19 protein-coding genes are annotated in these 17,778 nt (G+C 37.4%); 16 read left to right on the forward strand and 3 right to left on the reverse strand.

Features of this window, described 5'->3' with window-relative positions:
• The first annotated feature begins 187 nt into the window (after positions 1–187).
• A complete protein-coding gene (locus LOK41_RS14380) occupies positions 188–1,645 on the forward strand; it encodes an MBOAT family O-acyltransferase (protein WP_241817136.1) in 1,458 nt (485 codons plus the stop codon).
• A gap of 9 nt (positions 1,646–1,654) precedes the next feature.
• Positions 1,655–2,689 (forward strand): hypothetical protein, encoded by a 1,035-nt coding sequence (locus LOK41_RS14385; protein ID WP_241817137.1) that lies wholly within the window; start codon positions 1,655–1,657, stop codon positions 2,687–2,689.
• A 33-nt stretch (positions 2,690–2,722) separates the two neighbouring features.
• On the opposite strand, the gene LOK41_RS14390 is transcribed toward LOK41_RS14385, so the two are convergent.
• Positions 2,723–4,123, reverse strand: coding sequence for an O-antigen ligase family protein (locus LOK41_RS14390; RefSeq protein WP_241817138.1), 1,401 nt, complete (start codon positions 4,121–4,123; stop codon positions 2,723–2,725).
• 254 nt (positions 4,124–4,377) lie between these two features.
• Between LOK41_RS14390 and LOK41_RS14395 the strand changes: the two genes are divergently transcribed.
• From LOK41_RS14395 to LOK41_RS14410, 4 genes are all read left to right on the forward strand, one after another.
• Positions 4,378–5,166 carry an enoyl-CoA hydratase gene (locus LOK41_RS14395; protein WP_241817139.1) on the forward strand — a complete coding sequence of 263 codons (789 nt, stop codon included), beginning with the start codon at positions 4,378–4,380 and terminating at the stop codon, positions 5,164–5,166.
• A gap of 65 nt (positions 5,167–5,231) precedes the next feature.
• Positions 5,232–5,552, forward strand: a complete 321-nt coding sequence (locus LOK41_RS14400) for a hypothetical protein (protein WP_241817140.1) — start codon at positions 5,232–5,234, stop codon at positions 5,550–5,552.
• A 26-nt stretch (positions 5,553–5,578) separates the two neighbouring features.
• On the forward strand, positions 5,579–5,905 hold the full coding sequence (locus tag LOK41_RS14405; RefSeq protein WP_174101998.1) for a nucleoside triphosphate pyrophosphohydrolase: 327 nt from the start codon (positions 5,579–5,581) through the stop codon (positions 5,903–5,905).
• Positions 5,906–5,945: 40 nt separating this feature from the next.
• Positions 5,946–6,131: a hypothetical protein gene (locus LOK41_RS14410; protein WP_098359332.1), complete on the forward strand. Its 186-nt coding sequence runs from the start codon at positions 5,946–5,948 to the stop codon at positions 6,129–6,131.
• 221 nt (positions 6,132–6,352) lie between these two features.
• Here the strand turns inward: LOK41_RS14410 and LOK41_RS14415 are convergent, their stop codons facing one another.
• Complete coding sequence (locus tag LOK41_RS14415; RefSeq protein ID WP_241817141.1) at positions 6,353–6,520, reverse strand: hypothetical protein; 168 nt, start codon at positions 6,518–6,520, stop codon at positions 6,353–6,355.
• A 162-nt stretch (positions 6,521–6,682) separates the two neighbouring features.
• Here LOK41_RS14415 and LOK41_RS14420 point away from each other — a divergent pair, with 162 nt between their 5' ends.
• The 3 genes from LOK41_RS14420 (at position 6,683) to LOK41_RS14430 (ending at position 10,533) form a co-directional block, all read left to right on the forward strand.
• A complete protein-coding gene (locus tag LOK41_RS14420) occupies positions 6,683–7,732 on the forward strand; it encodes a M42 family metallopeptidase (RefSeq protein ID WP_241817142.1) in 1,050 nt (349 codons plus the stop codon).
• A gap of 165 nt (positions 7,733–7,897) precedes the next feature.
• Entirely contained in the window at positions 7,898–8,629 is a 732-nt protein-coding gene (locus tag LOK41_RS14425) for a hypothetical protein (protein ID WP_241817143.1), read from the forward strand.
• Positions 8,630–8,955: 326 nt separating this feature from the next.
• Entirely contained in the window at positions 8,956–10,533 is a 1,578-nt protein-coding gene (locus LOK41_RS14430) for an N-acetylmuramoyl-L-alanine amidase (protein WP_241817144.1), read from the forward strand.
• 185 nt (positions 10,534–10,718) lie between these two features.
• On the opposite strand, the gene LOK41_RS14435 is transcribed toward LOK41_RS14430, so the two are convergent.
• Positions 10,719–10,865 carry a YflJ family protein gene (locus tag LOK41_RS14435; RefSeq protein ID WP_174102002.1) on the reverse strand — a complete coding sequence of 49 codons (147 nt, stop codon included), beginning with the start codon at positions 10,863–10,865 and terminating at the stop codon, positions 10,719–10,721.
• Between the two features lie 464 nt (positions 10,866–11,329).
• On the opposite strand from LOK41_RS14435, the gene LOK41_RS14440 reads away from it, so the two are divergent.
• The 7 genes from LOK41_RS14440 (at position 11,330) to glaH (ending at position 17,772) form a co-directional block, all read left to right on the forward strand.
• A complete protein-coding gene (locus LOK41_RS14440; protein WP_277818632.1) occupies positions 11,330–12,745 on the forward strand; it encodes an amino acid permease in 1,416 nt (471 codons plus the stop codon).
• Positions 12,746–12,761: 16 nt separating this feature from the next.
• On the forward strand, positions 12,762–14,090 hold the full coding sequence (gabT, locus tag LOK41_RS14445) for a 4-aminobutyrate--2-oxoglutarate transaminase (protein ID WP_241817145.1): 1,329 nt from the start codon (positions 12,762–12,764) through the stop codon (positions 14,088–14,090).
• Positions 14,091–14,113: 23 nt separating this feature from the next.
• A complete protein-coding gene (locus tag LOK41_RS14450; RefSeq protein WP_241817146.1) occupies positions 14,114–15,556 on the forward strand; it encodes an aldehyde dehydrogenase family protein in 1,443 nt (480 codons plus the stop codon).
• A 20-nt stretch (positions 15,557–15,576) separates the two neighbouring features.
• Positions 15,577–15,930, forward strand: coding sequence for a DUF3870 domain-containing protein (locus LOK41_RS14455; RefSeq protein WP_174102005.1), 354 nt, complete (start codon positions 15,577–15,579; stop codon positions 15,928–15,930).
• A 131-nt stretch (positions 15,931–16,061) separates the two neighbouring features.
• A complete protein-coding gene (locus LOK41_RS14460; protein WP_241817147.1) occupies positions 16,062–16,202 on the forward strand; it encodes a hypothetical protein in 141 nt (46 codons plus the stop codon).
• Between the two features lie 70 nt (positions 16,203–16,272).
• Positions 16,273–16,530 carry a hypothetical protein gene (locus LOK41_RS14465; protein ID WP_241817148.1) on the forward strand — a complete coding sequence of 86 codons (258 nt, stop codon included), beginning with the start codon at positions 16,273–16,275 and terminating at the stop codon, positions 16,528–16,530.
• Between the two features lie 303 nt (positions 16,531–16,833).
• Positions 16,834–17,772, forward strand: a complete 939-nt coding sequence (gene glaH / locus LOK41_RS14470) for a glutarate dioxygenase GlaH (protein ID WP_241817149.1) — start codon at positions 16,834–16,836, stop codon at positions 17,770–17,772.
• Positions 17,773–17,778 lie beyond the last annotated feature (6 nt).

Genomic DNA, 17,778 nt, shown 5'->3' on the forward strand with positions numbered 1-17,778 from the left:
TGACCCGTAAATATTCTTGATAGTTTAGAAGGTTTAAAATCTTTATTTTTAGAAGCTGAAGGTAACTGAGAGAATAGAAAATCCGCATTGGTAGAATATAATGGAGGGAAACGGAATACCTTTGACACCCACTATTTGGATACGATAAGATGATGAAGTGCGATCTGTTTAGAAGGGAAGAGATGGAGTGTTATTTAACTCATTTGAGTTTATTTTTTTATTTTTACCGATAGCATTTTTCGTATATTTTCTATTAAATAAACTAGGGTATGTAACAGGTGCAAAAGCATGGCTTGTTGCTGCTTCGTTGTTTTTTTATAGTTATTGGAATGTGAAATATTTACCTCTTATGTTAGTGTCTTTAGTTGTGAATTACTATATTGGTATGCGGCTCGTCCGTCATAAGAGTAAATTCCTATTAACAATTGGATTAGTATTTAATATTGGAATGCTTAGCTATTTTAAGTATTTCGACTTTTTTGTGCAAAATGTGAATGAGTTATTTGGAACACATTTTACGTTATTATCATTAATGTTACCGCTTGCAATTAGTTTTTATACGTTTCAAAAGATCGCTTTTTTAGTAGATACATATCGCGGGGAGACGGAGGCATGTCATTTTCTTGATTATGCATTGTTTGTAACATTTTTCCCACAGCTTATCGCAGGGCCAATTGTTCATCATGCTCAAATTATGCCGCAGTTTGCGGATAATAGTAACAAACGCTGGCAATCAAAGTATATTGTTCTTGGAATATTTGTCTTTGGAATGGGGATTTTCAAGAAAGTAGGAATTGCGGATGTGTTATCTCCACTTGTACATGAAGGATTTGATGTACAACCATCGTTAACATTTGTGGAGGCGTGGATTTCATCTTTGGCATATACATTCCAGTTGTATTTTGATTTTTCCGGATACTCTGATATGGCAATTGGGATTGCTTTAATGTTCAACATTACATTACCACAAAACTTTAATTCGCCATATAAAGCAGTGAATATCCAAGAGTTTTGGCATCGTTGGCATATGACACTTAGTCAGTTTTTAACGAAATATGTGTATATTTCACTCGGTGGAAATCGAAAAGGGACGATTCGCGTATATGTAAATATCATGATTGTATTTTTAATAAGTGGACTTTGGCATGGGGCTGGTTGGACATTTATATTTTGGGGATTCTTGCACGGCGTTGCTTCAGTTATTCATCGCTTATGGCGTAAAGCGGGGGGACGTATGCCGGCATGGGCTGGCTGGCTCATCACATTTTTATTTATTAATACAGCATGGGTATTTTTCCGTGCGACATCTTGGCATGATGCGATTAAAGTGTTAAAAGGAATGCTTGGATTGAACGGATTTGAATTTGCGAACAGTGTATTTCCAGCGGTTCTATTACAGAAACTACAATTTTTAATCCCATACGGTGTTTCATTTACTGAAAATTATCATATGGCATTATTAGATTCCAAAATGGTTGCTTACATTTTAGGAGCACTATGTATTAGTTTCTTCTTCAAAAACTCCATTCAATTAAAGGATACATTCCGTCCGAATGTATGGACGGCCTTATTTACAGCAGCATTACTCGTATACAGTGTGCTACATTTAACAAGTATTAGTGAGTTTTTATATTTTAATTTCTAGGTGGAGAATATGAAAAACAAACATTGGCTTATCATCGTTTTCGTATGTGTGTTTATTCCGCTTACAGGTGTAGGACTATTTAATAGTTATATAGATTCCCTTTGGATATTTCCTCATAAAAATAAGTGGAATGATGTTCAGTTTGGTTTTAATGAAAGACAGCAGAAAACAAATTATATATCGCATCGGCCTTTTCATTACGATGGTGTCATATTAGGGAGTAGTCGAACGACATTTATAAATGAAAATGATTTCGCCGGCTTACACGCATTTAACTATGCAGTAAGTAGTATGGATCCTCGTGAATATGATGCGTATATTGAGTATGCAAAAGAAAAAAAGGGAGGTAGTTTGTCATCTATTGTGCTGGGCTTAGATTTTCTTGGGACAAACAAAAACCGTGAGATAGCTTTCGATAAACCGGAAGTGTATATTAATAATGCACGAAGCTGGTTATATCCGATAAAATCATATGTGAGCATGGATGAGATTACGTATTCCCGGAATACAATTGAGAGGTCTACTCATGGTGGTACAGATGTAGATCGTTATAATCGAGACAATATAAAGAAAATGCGTGAGTATACGAAAGAAGAAAGAGATGCGCAAGTTAAAGCGCAAGTTGATAAGTTTAGCAAGGAAATATACGGCGGGAATTATGAATATCAAAATATGAAAGAAATATTAGAGAATGTAAAGGCTCATAATCCGAATACAAAATTTTATATTTTTACAACACCAGTTTCAGAGCCGTTGTTCCAAACGATGATAAAAGAAGGAAGATGGAATGATTACAAAAGGTGGCTTCATGATGCGGTAGATGTATTTGGAGAAGTACATCATTTCATGTATGTGAATTCTGTTACAACGAATTTGGACAACTATATGGATGGGCATCATTTTAGGCCGGAGATTGGAAAAATGATTGCACATAAAGTTGTAAAACAAGAAGATCATGCAATTCCGAAAGACTTTGGTATCGTTATAACGAAAGAGAATATAGATGATGTATTGCAAAATATTTATGCATCTGTTCAACATTAAACAAGCAACATCCGGATTCCCGGATGTTGCTTTTTAGTCTGCTTTCAAATCAACAATGAGATAAGCTAATATGACAACAAAGAAAATACTAACAGCCGGTGCAGTTAATACATGTCCAGCTGTAAAGCCGATGCTGAGTGATAGCGCTAATGCGCTAGCAAGCAGCATATATTTTACAGTTAGAATTGATTTGAAATTTGTAATGACACGAATGAGTAATCGAATTCCAAAGTAGAGAAATGGTAACAAATACACCAGAAAACCAATTATTCCAAAGGAGAAGAATAAGTCATGGAAGTCCATTTCAACTAGTTTAATTTTATCTTTATCTTTATAGTTTCCTGCATAGCCCATACCGAGTAACTTTTGCGACATTGGAGCTTCTTTATAAGATTTTTTATATACTTTTAAAAATCGATCACGGTCACTATAAATTAAACTGTTCATTTCTCCAGCGGTTAGCTTTCCTTCCGCTTCTCTTTTTGCGTCTTCAGGATCTTCTTTAACGACTTTTCCTTGTTTTCTTGCTTCATCGTCTCTTACTGATTTCTTATACTCATACATCTGTAAGTGAATGCCCATATTTTTCGCAATAGGGGTAAGTGGTGTTACGACAATTAACCCCCCTAGTACAACGAGAGCAACGACTGTATTTACAAGTTTCGCGAAACCCTTCCCTTCTTTTTTACGATTCATTATATATTCAATAAAAGAGAACAGAAGCGCAACGCCTAGTGTAATCACAATTGCCCCGTAACCAACCTTCGTTCCAACCATAATGCTCGCGTACATCGCAAAAATTGTTGGAATCCAGTAGTATACTTTTGAAAACGACGTCGTTTTATGGATAGAGTAAAGTACAACCACCGGGAACGTAATTGCGAAAATGGAACTTAATTCATTTCCAGCAAAGAACCATCCTCTAGAACCGAGTTTTGAATGCGGATAGCTTTGGAAATCCGTACCAGATACAATCGAGACAAACATAACCATACTTAAAATTAATGTTGTATATAAGAAATATGTCATTAACTTATGGTAAGAGTATTGTAAATCTTTCAAAGCTTTGAATGCGAGTATATATCCGAATAATAAACAGATTGGGTATATACTTTTTGCGATAAATTTAATTTCTTCTCCTATATAAAAAGGAGACTTCACGAACATATTGTTTATGAAACCAGCTGCTATCGTTACGCCTAGTAAGAATATGTATATAACGTATTTCTTATTACCAGGTTGTTTCCAATTGAAAAGTAGATATGCTAGAGCGAGAGTCATAAAGGCAAATCTTACTACAATTCCGACTGTCGCACTCATGTGTAATTTGTAAATAGAAAAAGATGTTAATAAATCTAAAATTGGTTGCAACACAATGAATAGTAACAGGAAATGTGGGAAGTAGTTATTCGTCTGGTTCAACTTGTTAACCATGGTTTCCTCCATTTCTTCATTTTTACATGATAAGGTTCATACATCAAAATAAGAATACACCATTTTATTATAACGGTAAATAGAAGCAGATATGCGAAAAATATGTTTTAATTCAGTTTCTTTTTTACATGATAATGGTAAGATTCCTAAATTTTCGGCTATATTAGACAGAAAATTACGAAAAAAGAAGGGTTTTCTACCTCTTTTCTTTAATTATATAAGTATAATCTTTAGGGAAGAAAGAGGGATATATAATGGAAGTAAAAAGTAAAGCAGAGTCAGTAGTTATGAAATATGAAGGACGAGTAGCAACGATTATGATGAATCGCCCAGAAGTATTAAATGCATTAGATGAACCCACGCTCAAAGAATTATTAGCAAAACTGAAAGAAGTAGCTGAGAGCTCCGTTCATATTGTCGTACTATGCGGAAATGGACGTGGCTTTTCTGCGGGTGGAGATATTAAATCTATGCTTTCTAGTAATGATGAAAGCAAGTTTGAAAGCATCATGAATACCATTTCTGAAATAGTTGTTACATTATATACGATGCCGAAGCTTGTAATCAGCGCAATTCATGGCCCAACTGCGGGACTTGGCTTAAGTATCGCTCTAACAGCTGATTATGTATTGGCAGACATTTCATCGATCATTGCGATGAACTTTATTGGAATCGCTTTAATACCAGACGGCGGAGGGCATTTCTTCTTACAAAAACGCCTCGGTGAAAATATGGCAAAACAAATCATTTGGGAAGGGAAAAAGTTATCTTCAACAGAAGCGTTAGAACTTGGATTAATTGACGAAGTAATCGGGGAAAACTTCCAAGGTGCTGTGAAACAAAAAATTAATGAATGGCTTCAAAAACCAATTAAAGCAATGATTCAAACGAAACAAATTTTATGTGAAGTCAATCGCTCAAACCTAGAACAAACACTGCAACTAGAAAAACGTGGACAATACGCAATGAGAAAAACGGTGGATCATAGAGAGGGAATTGCTGCATTTTTAGAAAAGCGTCCGCCAGCGTTTAAAGGAGAATAAAAGGGAAGAAAGTGTTAACACATTTTAGTATAATTGTGTTAGCACTTTTTTATTGGGAGATATAGATGAGAAAAAGGGTTATTGTGATTATACTTTTATTTGTTATGTACATTACGTTGCATAGCACTCCGTATTTGGCAGTCCGAACGGCGATTTTTCTTTCGGGACATCCTACTATTGCTTTTCAGGGAGAAATTCAAAAGAGACCGAATCCATATCAAGAAGCGATACCAGAATCACTGCGGGTGATATATGGAGAGAAGCAAGAGGATTATGATGTATATTATTTCCCTAGTCCATATGCGAAGGAAAAAGGGCGAGACTTGGGAAGCGCGTACGTAAAGAAAGTATGGTTTATGTACAATGCAGAATTAGGTAAATTGTAAGGAATGAGAGGAGCGACAGAGAGACTATGTCAACTTATAACAAGCTAGTTAGAGATCGTGTTCCAGAAAAGATTTTAATGTCTGGAAAAACATATACGTCGAAAAAATTAACAGGTCAAGCATACATAGAAGCATTAGCGAAAATCGGAACAGAAGAAATCCGTGAATTCGCTTCAATGAAAGAGCGAGAACACGCATTAGACTCACTTGCGGATGCACTAGAAATCATTATTTCGCTAGCGCGTGCAGAAGGTGCAACATTGGAAGATATTGAACGTCTTCGTAAGCAAAAAGAAGAAGAGCGCGGTGGGTTTGAAAGAGGAATCTATTTGCTGGATGTTTCGGAGGAGTAGTTTGATAGATGGGATCTATTTTAGATAGGGAGAGAATGATATGGAAAACAGCAAACACTTGTATCAGGTTGGGGACTATCGTCTATGGCTAAACACTGAAACAGGAGCCTTGCAAATGAAACTTGACGGGAATAGAGAATTGTACAACATACCGAAGAATACGAAATTGTACGAGCGGCTATTAAATGACTTTTTCAGCAAGCCAGTAGAGCAGGAAAATAAGTAATTAAGTATATATAGATGAAAAGCTCACCCATTTCTAGAAAGGTTGAGCTTTTTGTTATTTGGCTTTTGCTAGTTTTATCCCGCATTAACGGGCAGTAATACTCCCACCTCAAAATTCGGTGAGAGCAAAGAAGTTAGGTGGGAGATAAACTGCCTGTAAAAGCCCGATTGGTTCAACTAATAATCAGTGGGGGATGAAGAAAACCCCCACTGATTAAAGTTTCACTTTATTTTAATTACAAAAAGACTCATGATAAAAAACACTCCTGTTAGCACCCATCCAATTATAATCGCAGTAGAGGTATGAAGAGCATAAGAAACTTGTAAACAAAACAAAGATGCTAAAAACCAAATGAATGCAATTTCTACATGTTTTTTCGTTAATTTCATTACAAGAAATCCCCTTTGTTATTCAAATGTACTATAAAATATTTTACCATAATTATGTAATTGTAAAGGTGAAATATTTAAAAATCCCTAACGTTATTAGTAGTGGTTTCGTGACAATTCCGTTATACTGAATATTAGAAAAATGAAGTGGAGGGACCAACATTGGCACATCATGCAAAAGAAACAATGGAACTTATTAAACAGCTTGTTTCTATTCCAAGTCCATCTGGAAACACAGGGAAAATCATTAACTTTATTGAAAACTACGTAAAAGAATGGAATGTAGAAACGAAGCGTAACAATAAAGGTGCGCTTATCTTAACGTTAAAAGGGCAAAACGACGAGCAGCACCGCTTACTAACTGCTCACGTTGATACATTAGGCGCAATGGTAAAAGAAATTAAATCTGATGGTCGCCTTCGCTTATCGATGATCGGCGGATTTCGCTGGAACTCTGTTGAAGGGGAATATTGCGAAATTGAAACAGCAAGCGGAAAAACATATACAGGTACAATCTTAATGCACCAAACATCTGTCCACGTTTACAAAGACGCAGGTGAAGCAAAACGCGATGAAAAAAATATTGAAGTTCGCATTGATGAGCGCGTATCTTCAGCAGATGAAGTTCGTGAACTCGGAATTGAAGTAGGGGACTTTGTCTCATTCGACCCACGCGTCCAAATTACAGAGAGCGGCTACATAAAATCACGTCACTTAGACGACAAAGTAAGCGTAGCAATCCTATTAAAATTAATTAAAAGATTACAAGACGAAAATATCAAATTGCCATATACAACTCATTTCTTGATCTCTAATAATGAAGAAATCGGCTATGGTGGTAACTCAAATATTCCAGAAGAAACAGTAGAATACTTAGCTGTTGATATGGGAGCACTGGGAGATGGGCAAGCATCAGATGAATACACAGTATCTATTTGCGCGAAAGACTCTAGCGGTCCATACCACTACGCTTTACGTAAACATTTAGTAGAGCTTACGAAAGCAAATAATATCGAATATAAAGTAGATATTTATCCATACTATGGATCAGATGCATCTGTCGCAATCCGCGCAGGTTTTGATGTAAAACACGCCCTAATCGGTGCGGGAATTGATTCTTCTCATGCATTTGAACGTACGCATGAAAGCTCGATTGCGCATACAGAGGCGCTTGTGTTTGCTTATGTGATGTCTGAGTTAATCGAAGAATAATAGAATAGAAATTAGGAAGAGCTAGCTGATTGAAAGTGCTGATGTAAAGGCATTTTCAATCAGCTTTTTGTTTTAGACGATTAAGAGGGGATAATACTAGTTATTTTAAATTCGAGATAATATAATATTGTATGTTACGGTTTAATTATTTTTAGGGGGAATAGTATGAAAAAAGTATTGGCGGGAGGAATAGCTGTTAGTTTTTTACTAGCAGGATGCGAGGACAAGACAAATACTGTACAGGAAGAAAATAAGGCTGTTAATCCTAGTAAAGACAATAAGAAAGAAGAAAAAGTGAGCCAGAAAATACAAGGATCACAAGTGAATCTGCAAGTGCAGAGCCGTTACACCGTTGCTATGAATTCTGTTGAAGGGGATACTTATACATTGCATGTGTTTGCGAACAATGAAAAACATGAAACGCAGGTGGATATATGGGCAGGGGCTGCAGCTGGGGATGAGATATACAAAGGGACATATCAACTTGCACTTCAATCGACGAGTTCCGTATTGTATTTACAAGAAGCACAAATTGGTGAATTCACATTTAATACCTCTCGAAAAAGTGGATTTGTGAGTAAGGGATCACCAGATTTTTTTGTAGCAGTTCAGACTGAAAATTCGAATTTATCTATTGGAAAGGTTTTTTATATTAATAAGGGAAAAGTAATAGCAGTAACAATTAATGATTCTAATTCTGAAATTGGGATTGCTGGGAATCATTTCAAAGCGCTAGACAAAGGTAAGTTTATGATAGCTAATTATGACAATGGAGAGGCAATCTGGGATTTTTCAACATACCAAACAGATTTAGAAACAGGTCATGCAAAAAAAATTGACACAAAAAAGCTTCCTTTTGAAGAAGGTAGCATGTACGTGCAAGAGAACTTTGAATAATTATTTTTAACATATATATGAAAAGTGATTGGTATAAGCCAATCACTTTTTTCTATATCAGCAAAAACCACTTAATGTATATTCTTACATTAACCTCCTAACGAGATTGCTATAACATCAACATCTTCTAATATATTACCGTAAATTCCCTGTAATAAATACTTAATATTTGTTATCGATATACGTGTTTACTCTAGGATAATAATGGCATACACTAATTTAGTTGCTATTGAATGGTAGATTAGTAGAGGGAGAATATTGCCTGTACTTTTTTTATTGTTTAATAGAAAAAATTGTTGAAAAGATTTGAGAGGAGAAAAGTTTTAATGAAATACGGAGTAATCGCAGCAGGAATTCTAGCAGTAAATTTACTATCTGCCCCATTAAGTAGTTCAGCCGCAAGTCAAACATTTCCGGACGTTCCAAACTGGGCCGAAAACTCGGTGAACTATTTAGTTGATAAAGGAGCGCTTCATGGAAAGCCCGACGGCACTTTTGGGCCAACTGAAACGATTGATCGAGGTTCAGCTGCAAAACTAATGGCGATGGTACTAGGATTAGAGATTAATCAAAGCGCAAAACCAACTTTCAAAGATTCACAAACTCACTGGGCAGCGCCATACATCGCAGCTGTAGAAAAAGCAGGTGTCATTCAAGGTGATGATAAAGGGAATTTTAATCCGTCCGGCAATATCGATCGTGCTTCTATGGCATCTATGCTTGTGAATGCTTATGGATTAGAAAACAAAATCATTGGGGAATTACCGACACAGTTTAATGATTTAAAAGGTCATTGGGGTGAAAAACTAGCTAATATTTTAGTTGGTCTAGAAATTTCTAACGGAACTGATCATGGCTGGAAACCTGATGGGATTGTAACGCGTGCCGAAGCAGCTCAATTTATCGCACAAACAGATATGGGAAAAGCAGATACATCGAAAAGAATGTACATGAATAGAAACTTTATTACATATCATGAGCCATCACTATCATCAGGTATTACATCTAATCAACATAATCCGCAAATTATTATAGTGAAAGAACAACGTGCAGATGGTTGGTTAAAGATCGTAACGGATAACGGTGACAAATGGACGCCGTTAAAAGAAAAAACAGAGCATATCGATAAAGCATTTACTACATATCAAGAAGCATCTCATTCTTCTACAGTATTAGGAAAATATGGACCGCAAACTGTAACAGTTATTGAAGAAAAAGGAAGCTGGATTCGTATTCGTACAAACGCTGGTTTCCAATGGCTTGATAAAAATCAATTAAACCAAGTCAACTTCTTAGAAGGAAAAGCAATTATTATTGATCCAGGTCATGGTGGTGTAGATCCAGGCCATGAAGGCGTAAACGTGGATGAAAGTCAAATTGTACTGGACACATCTTTACGAGTACAAAAATTATTTGAACAAAAAACACCATTCACTGTATTGTTAACACGTGAAACTGACGTAAGACCAGGAACGGATGCAAAAGACTCTTTACAAGAACGTGTGGAATTTGCACAAGAAAATCATGGTGATGTCTTTGTAAGTATTCACGGCAATGGCTTTGATGGAAGCGCTAGTGGCACAGAAACATACTACTATAGATCAGCAACAAGCCAAACAAACCCATATGTAGACGAAAGCCGCATGCTCGCAGAAAAAATTCAAGATCGTCTTGTGGACGCACTTGGAACACGTGACAGAGGCGTAAAAGAAGGCGACTTCTACGTTGTTAGAGAAAACACGATGCCTGCTGTATTAACAGAATTAGGATTCGTTGACAACCAGATCGATGGTGAAAAACTATCCTCCCCAGAATGGAGACAACGTGCTGCAGAAGCGATTTACTCTGGAATTTTAGATTACTATGAGTGGAAAGGTAATGACGTTTCGGCTTACCGTTTATAATAGATAGAGAGGCTATCCTTTTATAGGATAGCCTCTTCTTGTGTGCGTAGCGGCGTGAACTTTGTCGAGCGGTCGATATCCTATGTCGAATCGCCGATATATGATGAGAAACGGTCGATATATTAAAAAAATCGCCGATATATTCGAAAGAACGATCGATATCGTCTTATTGATGTATACATAGATTACTTTTCTTTAAGTTCTTCTTGTTTTGCAGCTAATAAGTTACGTAAAACATGGCCTCGATAGCTTTCTAATTTTCTTCCTTCCAAATAACGGACGCCTAATTTTTTAAGCTCCGCTACGTACCATCCTTTTGATCCGAAATACATGGAGATCACTTCCTTTTTGCTTTTGAACAGTATATGTTTTAGAATTGATAAATTTCGCTTTTTATGACATATAACTGAATTTAAAATAAATGTTGAATATTCAGTCTATTTGTATTAATATTATCTTATTATCCGATGACAGTGATTAGCCTCTCTGCATGCCCGGATACAATTTCGTTTAATTTCATAGAAGATGATGGGCTTCTTTCCACTTGAACTTCCTTAGCAGGAAGACGAGCCATAGGGATAGAGACAGTAAAATCCAATGTAACTTTTACATTGTTTTTCTGGCTCTTTTTATTTTTCCTATAAATAGGAAAAAAGCTGAGTGTGGGTGTGCTGAGCAGGTGACTCATTTGTAGAAGAATTCAAGGAAAGCGTTATCAATCATAGTGATATTTCAACCTTATATATGCTCACTCGAAGGGTTTAGGCAAATAAATAATTATAGGTTGGTGATCTTTTTGACGAAAGAAAAACAGGAATTGCAAAAAGACTTAAAAACCAGACATATCACGATGATTTCAATTGGCGGGGTAATCGGGGGCGGATTGTTTGTAGGAAGTGGGGCAATTATTCAATCAACAGGTCCAGCTGCTATATTGTCCTATATTATCGGAGCTTTAATGGTTGTACTTGTGATGCGGATGCTTGGGGAGATGGCTGCGGTAAATCCTGATAGTGGTTCTTTTTCGACATACGCTCATAAAGCGATTGGGCCTTGGGCAGGGTATACAATTGGTTGGTTATATTGGTTCAATTGGCTCATCATTATCGCAATTGAAGCAGTGCTATTAGGGGTGATGATTAACAATTGGTTCCCGTCCATACCAACATGGATTGCGAGTTTGTTTGTTTTGATCATTATGACAATGACAAATATTTATTCGGTAAAGTTATACGGCGAGTTTGAATATTGGTTAGCGTTTATTAAAGTTGTTGCGATTCTAGCATTTTTAGCGTTAGGAATTGCGATGATTTTTGGAATTGTTCCTGGTGTAGACAGGCCAAGTCTTTCGATTATTACTGAAAACGGAGGCTTTTTCCCAAAAGGGATTATGCCAATATTACTTAGTGTTGTGTTTATTTCTTTCTCTTTATCGGGGAGTGAGGTCGCTGCGATTGCGGCTGGGGAATCTGACAATCCAGAGAAGAATGTAATACGAGCAATTAATAGCGTTGTATGGCGCCTTATGATTTTCTTCGTAGGTTCTGTATCGATTTTGGTTCTTTTTATGCCGTGGAACAATGCAGAATTATTGAAACTGCCTTATGCAAGTTTATTTCAGATGGCAGGGATTCCTGCGGCTGCGGAAATCATGAATGGAGTTGTATTTCTGTCGCTCCTTTCGGTTATGAATTCTGGAATATACACGAGTTCTCGTATGTTATTTTCACTTGCGAAAAAAGGGGACGCACCAGGTGTATTTTCTAAGTTAAATAGTCGCGGGACACCGGTTTGGGCGATCTATGCAAGTATCGTATTTGCATTCATTTGCGCCATGCTGAAGTTTATCTCTCCTGATAAACTATTTGCTTTTTTAGCGAATAGCTCAGGCGGGGTTACGATGCTGATGTATATGTTCGTTGCCGTATCTCATATTCGGTTAAGAAGAAAGGCAGAACGGGAAGACCCTGGAAAATTAAAGGTGAAAATGTGGTTGTTCCCGTATCTCACATATGTAACGCTTGCGATGATTATTACGATATTTGTTGCACAAGCATTTATCGCGGATATGCGTATGCAATTTTATATGACAATTTTAGCGACTGCTATCGTAATCGCAATCTATTTTATAAGAGATAGAAATAAGCGCGTACCGATAAACAAAGATTTTACAATAATAAAAGATTCAGAAGTTAGCTTAGAGAAGGAGTAAGAAAGGGGTATATTCCATGTTAAAAGAAAAGCAAAATATTGTAACGACAAAATCTAATAGTTTACATGAAAGAAGAAACAATGCGGTCCCTCAAGGTCCCTATAATATTACACCGTTGTATGTCGGGTCGGCAAAGGGAGCGATTATTACAGATGTAGATGGCAATGAATTAATCGATTTTGCCGGCGGGATTGGTATGCAAAATGTCGGGCACTGTCATCCGAAAGTTGTACAAGCTATTCAAAGCCAAGTGGCATCTTCTATTCATAGTTGTTTTCACGTAGCACCGTATGAAAGCTATATTGAGCTAGCTGAGAGAATGAATGAATTAACGCCAGGAGATTTCAAGAAAAAAACGATGTTCGCTAATAGCGGGGCAGAAGCGGTAGAAAATGCGATCAAAATCGCGAGAAAAGCGACTGGACGGAGTGCTGTTGTTTCGTTTGAGCGCGCGTATCATGGCCGTACACTGATGACAATGTCGCTTACGAGTAAAGTAAAGCCTTATAAACATGGATTTGGTCCATTTGCGTCAGATGTGTACAAGCTTCCTTATCCATATTATTACCGCGCGGAAAATGGTTTAACGCAAGAAGAAGTAGATGAGCAAATTTTAGCGTATTTCGAACGCTTTATGTTAGAAGAAGTAGCAAGTGACAATATCGCTGCCATCATTTTAGAACCGCTTCAAGGGGAAGGTGGATTTATCGTTCCAAGCACTACGTTTATGAGGGGCGTCAGAAACCTTTGTGATAAATATGGAATTATTATGATCGCAGACGAAATTCAAACGGGCTTTGCTCGTACAGGAAGATTGTTTGCAATGGATCATTTTGGCGTTGCTCCTGATTTAATGACATTTTCAAAATCGATTGCTGCAGGTATGCCGCTTAGCGCAGTGACAGGAAGAGCGGAATTGATGGATGCACCTGGCCCGGGACAACTTGGTGGTACGTTCTCAGGAAGTCCAGTTGCTTGCGCAGCTGCACTCGCTGTTTTAGATGTAATTGAAGAAGAGCAGTTAGTAAAACGCGCTAGAGTAATCGGCAGTCGTATGATGGAAGTGTTCAATAGCTGGAAGGAAAAATATGAATGTATTGGAGATGTCAGAGGCCTTGGGGCTATGGTAGCAATCGAGCTTGTAAAGGATCGAAATACGAAAGAACCGGCAACAGAAGAAATAAAAGCGATTATGCAAGAAACGCATAGCAAAGGTGTAATCACAATAAGCGCTGGTATTTATGGAAATGTCCTACGCTTCTTACCGCCGCTTGTTATAACAGATGAACAGCTGGAGGAAGGACTTCATATTCTTGAAACGGCAATTGCAAAACTATCAAAATAGGAAACGATGATGGAGGCAGAGCAATGAAGTTTTTAAATTATATAAACGGCCAGTGGAAAGAGCCATCTACCGATCAATATTCGAAAAACTACAATCCGCATAACGGAGAAGTATTAGGTGAATTTCCGTTAAGCTCAAAGGAAGATACACAATCTGCGATTGCATCAGCGAAAGAAGCGTTTCAAAGTTGGCAACGGTTATCGTTTCATGAGCGCGCTAGTTACTTATGGAAAGCAGCTCAGATTTTAAAAGAACGAGTGACGGAGATTGGCCAAGATTTAACGAGTGAAGAAGGGAAGACACTTGCCGAAGGAATCGGCGAGACGAAGCGAGCGATCAGCATTTTGGAATATTATGCAGGAGAAGCAAATCAGCCGATGGGAGAAATGATTCCTTCGGTGAATGCGAATACGATGCTTTACAGTAAACGCGTCGCAGTTGGGCCGGTCGGACTCATTACACCGTGGAATTTCCCAATTGCGATTCCAGCTTGGAAAATGGCACCGGCGCTTATTTACGGGAATACGGTTGTCATAAAACCGGCTGAAATTACGCCAAAATCAGTCTATCATCTTGTGAATGCTTTTCATGAGGCAGGAATTCCACCAGGAGTGATCAATTGTGTATTTGGGAAAGGTTCCGTCGTTGGAACGGAATTAACAGAAAACCCGGATATAAAAGCGATTTCTTTTACAGGTTCAAATGGCGTTGGAAAAACGATTCAGCAAACAGCGGTTGCAAGCGGAAAGAAAGTGCAGTTAGAAATGGGAGGGAAAAACCCATTAGTCGTATTAAAGGATGCTGATATCGGGAAAGCAATTGATATTACAATCAAAGGTGCATTCGTGTCAACAGGGCAAAAATGTACAGCGACAAGTCGTGTCATTGTTGAAGAAGCTATTTATGAAGAGTTTCGAAATGAGCTCTTATTACGCACAAAGGCACTAAAGGTTGGCAATCCATTTGAGCAAGATACATTTATGGGGCCATGCGTATCTGAAAGCCAACAGCACTCTGTTTTATCGATGATTGAAGTAGGAAAGAAAGAGGCTTCTTTACTTTGCGGAGGCAGTGTACCAGAAGAAGATGAGTTACAACAAGGATATTATGTGTTGCCGACGATTTTTGAAGACGTACCACACGATGCACGAATTGCGAAAGAAGAAATCTTCGGTCCTGTTATCTGTTTGTTTAAGGTGAACAATTATAAAGAAGCGATTCATGTAGCGAATGATACAGAATACGGACTGAGCGCATCTGTTTGTACAAATAATCTCAGTCTAGCCCAGCAATTTATTGATGATATGGAAGTTGGGATGGTTCATGTTAATTCAGAAACGGCAGGAGCAGAGCCGCAAGTTCCATTTGGTGGTATGAAAAATTCTAGCGCTGGACCTCGTGAACAAGGAAAAACAGCTGCAGAATTTTATACAAGAGTAAAAACAGTATATATCGATCAATTATAAGTTATAAATGGGGGATGAACATGCGTAAAGGAACTTTTTTCATGGCAGGACACTCAAGACTTCCGAAAGGGATGGCTGTGCGCAGTGTCTATGAAACATTAACAATTACAATAGAAGCAGATCATAAATATCACGTTATTATTGAAGCGTCATGTACCCTTGCTACAGAACATGGGAGAGACTTTATTGCTCAAATGTTAAGAGGACATAGTTTACGAGATGGCATTGAAGAAATCACGCAAGAAATCTCGCACCATTATCAAGGAAAAGCACAAAATGCGATTATTAGTGCGTTAAAAGACTTGTACCGACAATATACAAGCTATGTAAACGGCGAAAAACCACAAGAAGAATATGAAGAAACAAATCTATAACAAACTGCCCAGTTTATCGTACTTTATTTCCTAAAGTACATTCATAAACGAGAGCCAGTTATATTTCAGCTTATTTGGTGAGCGGAATATAACTGGCTTTTTATTTTTAAATGAATGAGGAGGCTAAAAAAATGTCAAAGTTAAATCAAGGTGGAAAACAGAAAAGAAGATGTACGGAAAATGGTGTGGTGAAAACTTGTAAGATGTGTAAAGCGTGTGGGCGAGAGAAAGAAAATGAAAAGCACATGTTAAAGAAATCGAAAACGCTCTAACTTATAGAGATGAAGAATATGCCATTTCATACTATAATAAAAGTGAGAGTAAAGAGCGGGAGGAAATGGCATGGAGAAAATGAAAGTAGAGTTTGAAGTGAAAGGGTTCGGCGAAGAAGAACTATCACATGTTAATGGTGCGTTTAAAAGTATTGAAATTGCAAGAGTACACAGCTTATCAAAAGAAACGACATTAGGTGAATTAGAATCGATATTGCAAGCTATGTGCGATGAAGTGGAAAAAAATTATGAGAATCCGCCACAATTCACTGGAAGGATCACGATTCGAGCGAAAAAAGAAAATGCTGAAATGAAGTATTACGGATAATAAAACGTGAATGATGATGTTTCTTTGTACACAACAATAATAAAAAACATATTGACAGTGTGAATATTTTGAATTATCATTTAATTGTAAAGTGATAAGATCCATATGAGAAATTAGCCTTCTCTATATCCGATCTTCATTTTCTGTCTGCCCATATTAAAATAACAAACTGTCTATTATTACTGTACTTTAAGAGATTAAAGAACACTCGTAATTTAAAGCCAGTTGTACGTTTTCTACAATTTGTATTGTAGATGCGTATGACTGGTTTTTTTGTTTACTTAAACTAAAGGAGGAAATAACATGTCAGTGATTACGAAGCAAGAAGTGAAGATGAAGTTCGCAAAGAAATATGAGGGGTATGAAATTGTTCCTCATCCAGAACATAAACGGTTGTATCATATTGTGTTAGATGCACAGTTGCTTGGGCAGTTTTTTGAGGAGGTAAAAGACCATTCTGAGCAATCACTGCAATACATTCCGTATTCCCGCTTTATTATCGCAGATCAAATGAAAAAACTCTTTGGTGATTTATTTATGGAAAATATTCGCGGTATTATTCATGACCGTGAAACAGGCGGATTTACAATTGGGGTACAAGGCGAAACGACAGATGCAGGAGATTATGTGAAATTCGCAACGGCATTAACGCATTTAATTGGTACGTCGAACTTTGATGCGATGACAGGAACGTACTATGCAAGATTTAACGTAAAGGATACAGACAGTAGCGATTCGTATCTTCGCCAAGCATATCGATTATTTACGCTCCATACGGACGGGACTTTTGTCGATGAACCGACAGATTGGCTTCTTATGATGAAAATTGAGGAACAAAATGCAGTAGGTGGTGAATCACGTCTACTTCATTTAGATGATTGGGAAGAGCTTGATAAGTTCCGCAACCATCCACTCGCATCAGTAAAGGTTACGTACAAAGCACCGCCAAGTAAAAATGCGCAGGAAATCGTATACCGTGAAACGTTTTTTGATGTAAACAATGCACCATGCATTTGCTTTATCGATCAATTCGCTTATCCTGATAACATTGAACAGGCAACATATTTGAAGGAATTATCACACTCTGTGGAGAATTCTCCAGCAACGCACGCATTAAAATTACCAGTTGGAGATTTAGTTCTTTTAAATAATCTATTTTGGATGCACGGGCGCGCGGCTTTTGAGAAAAATAAAGATTTATATCGCGAGCTTATGCGTCAGCGCGGTTGCTTTTCTAAATAATAGATT

This window comes from Bacillus sp. TL12 (assembly GCF_022625245.1).
Classification (GTDB): domain Bacteria; phylum Bacillota; class Bacilli; order Bacillales; family Bacillaceae_G; genus Bacillus_A.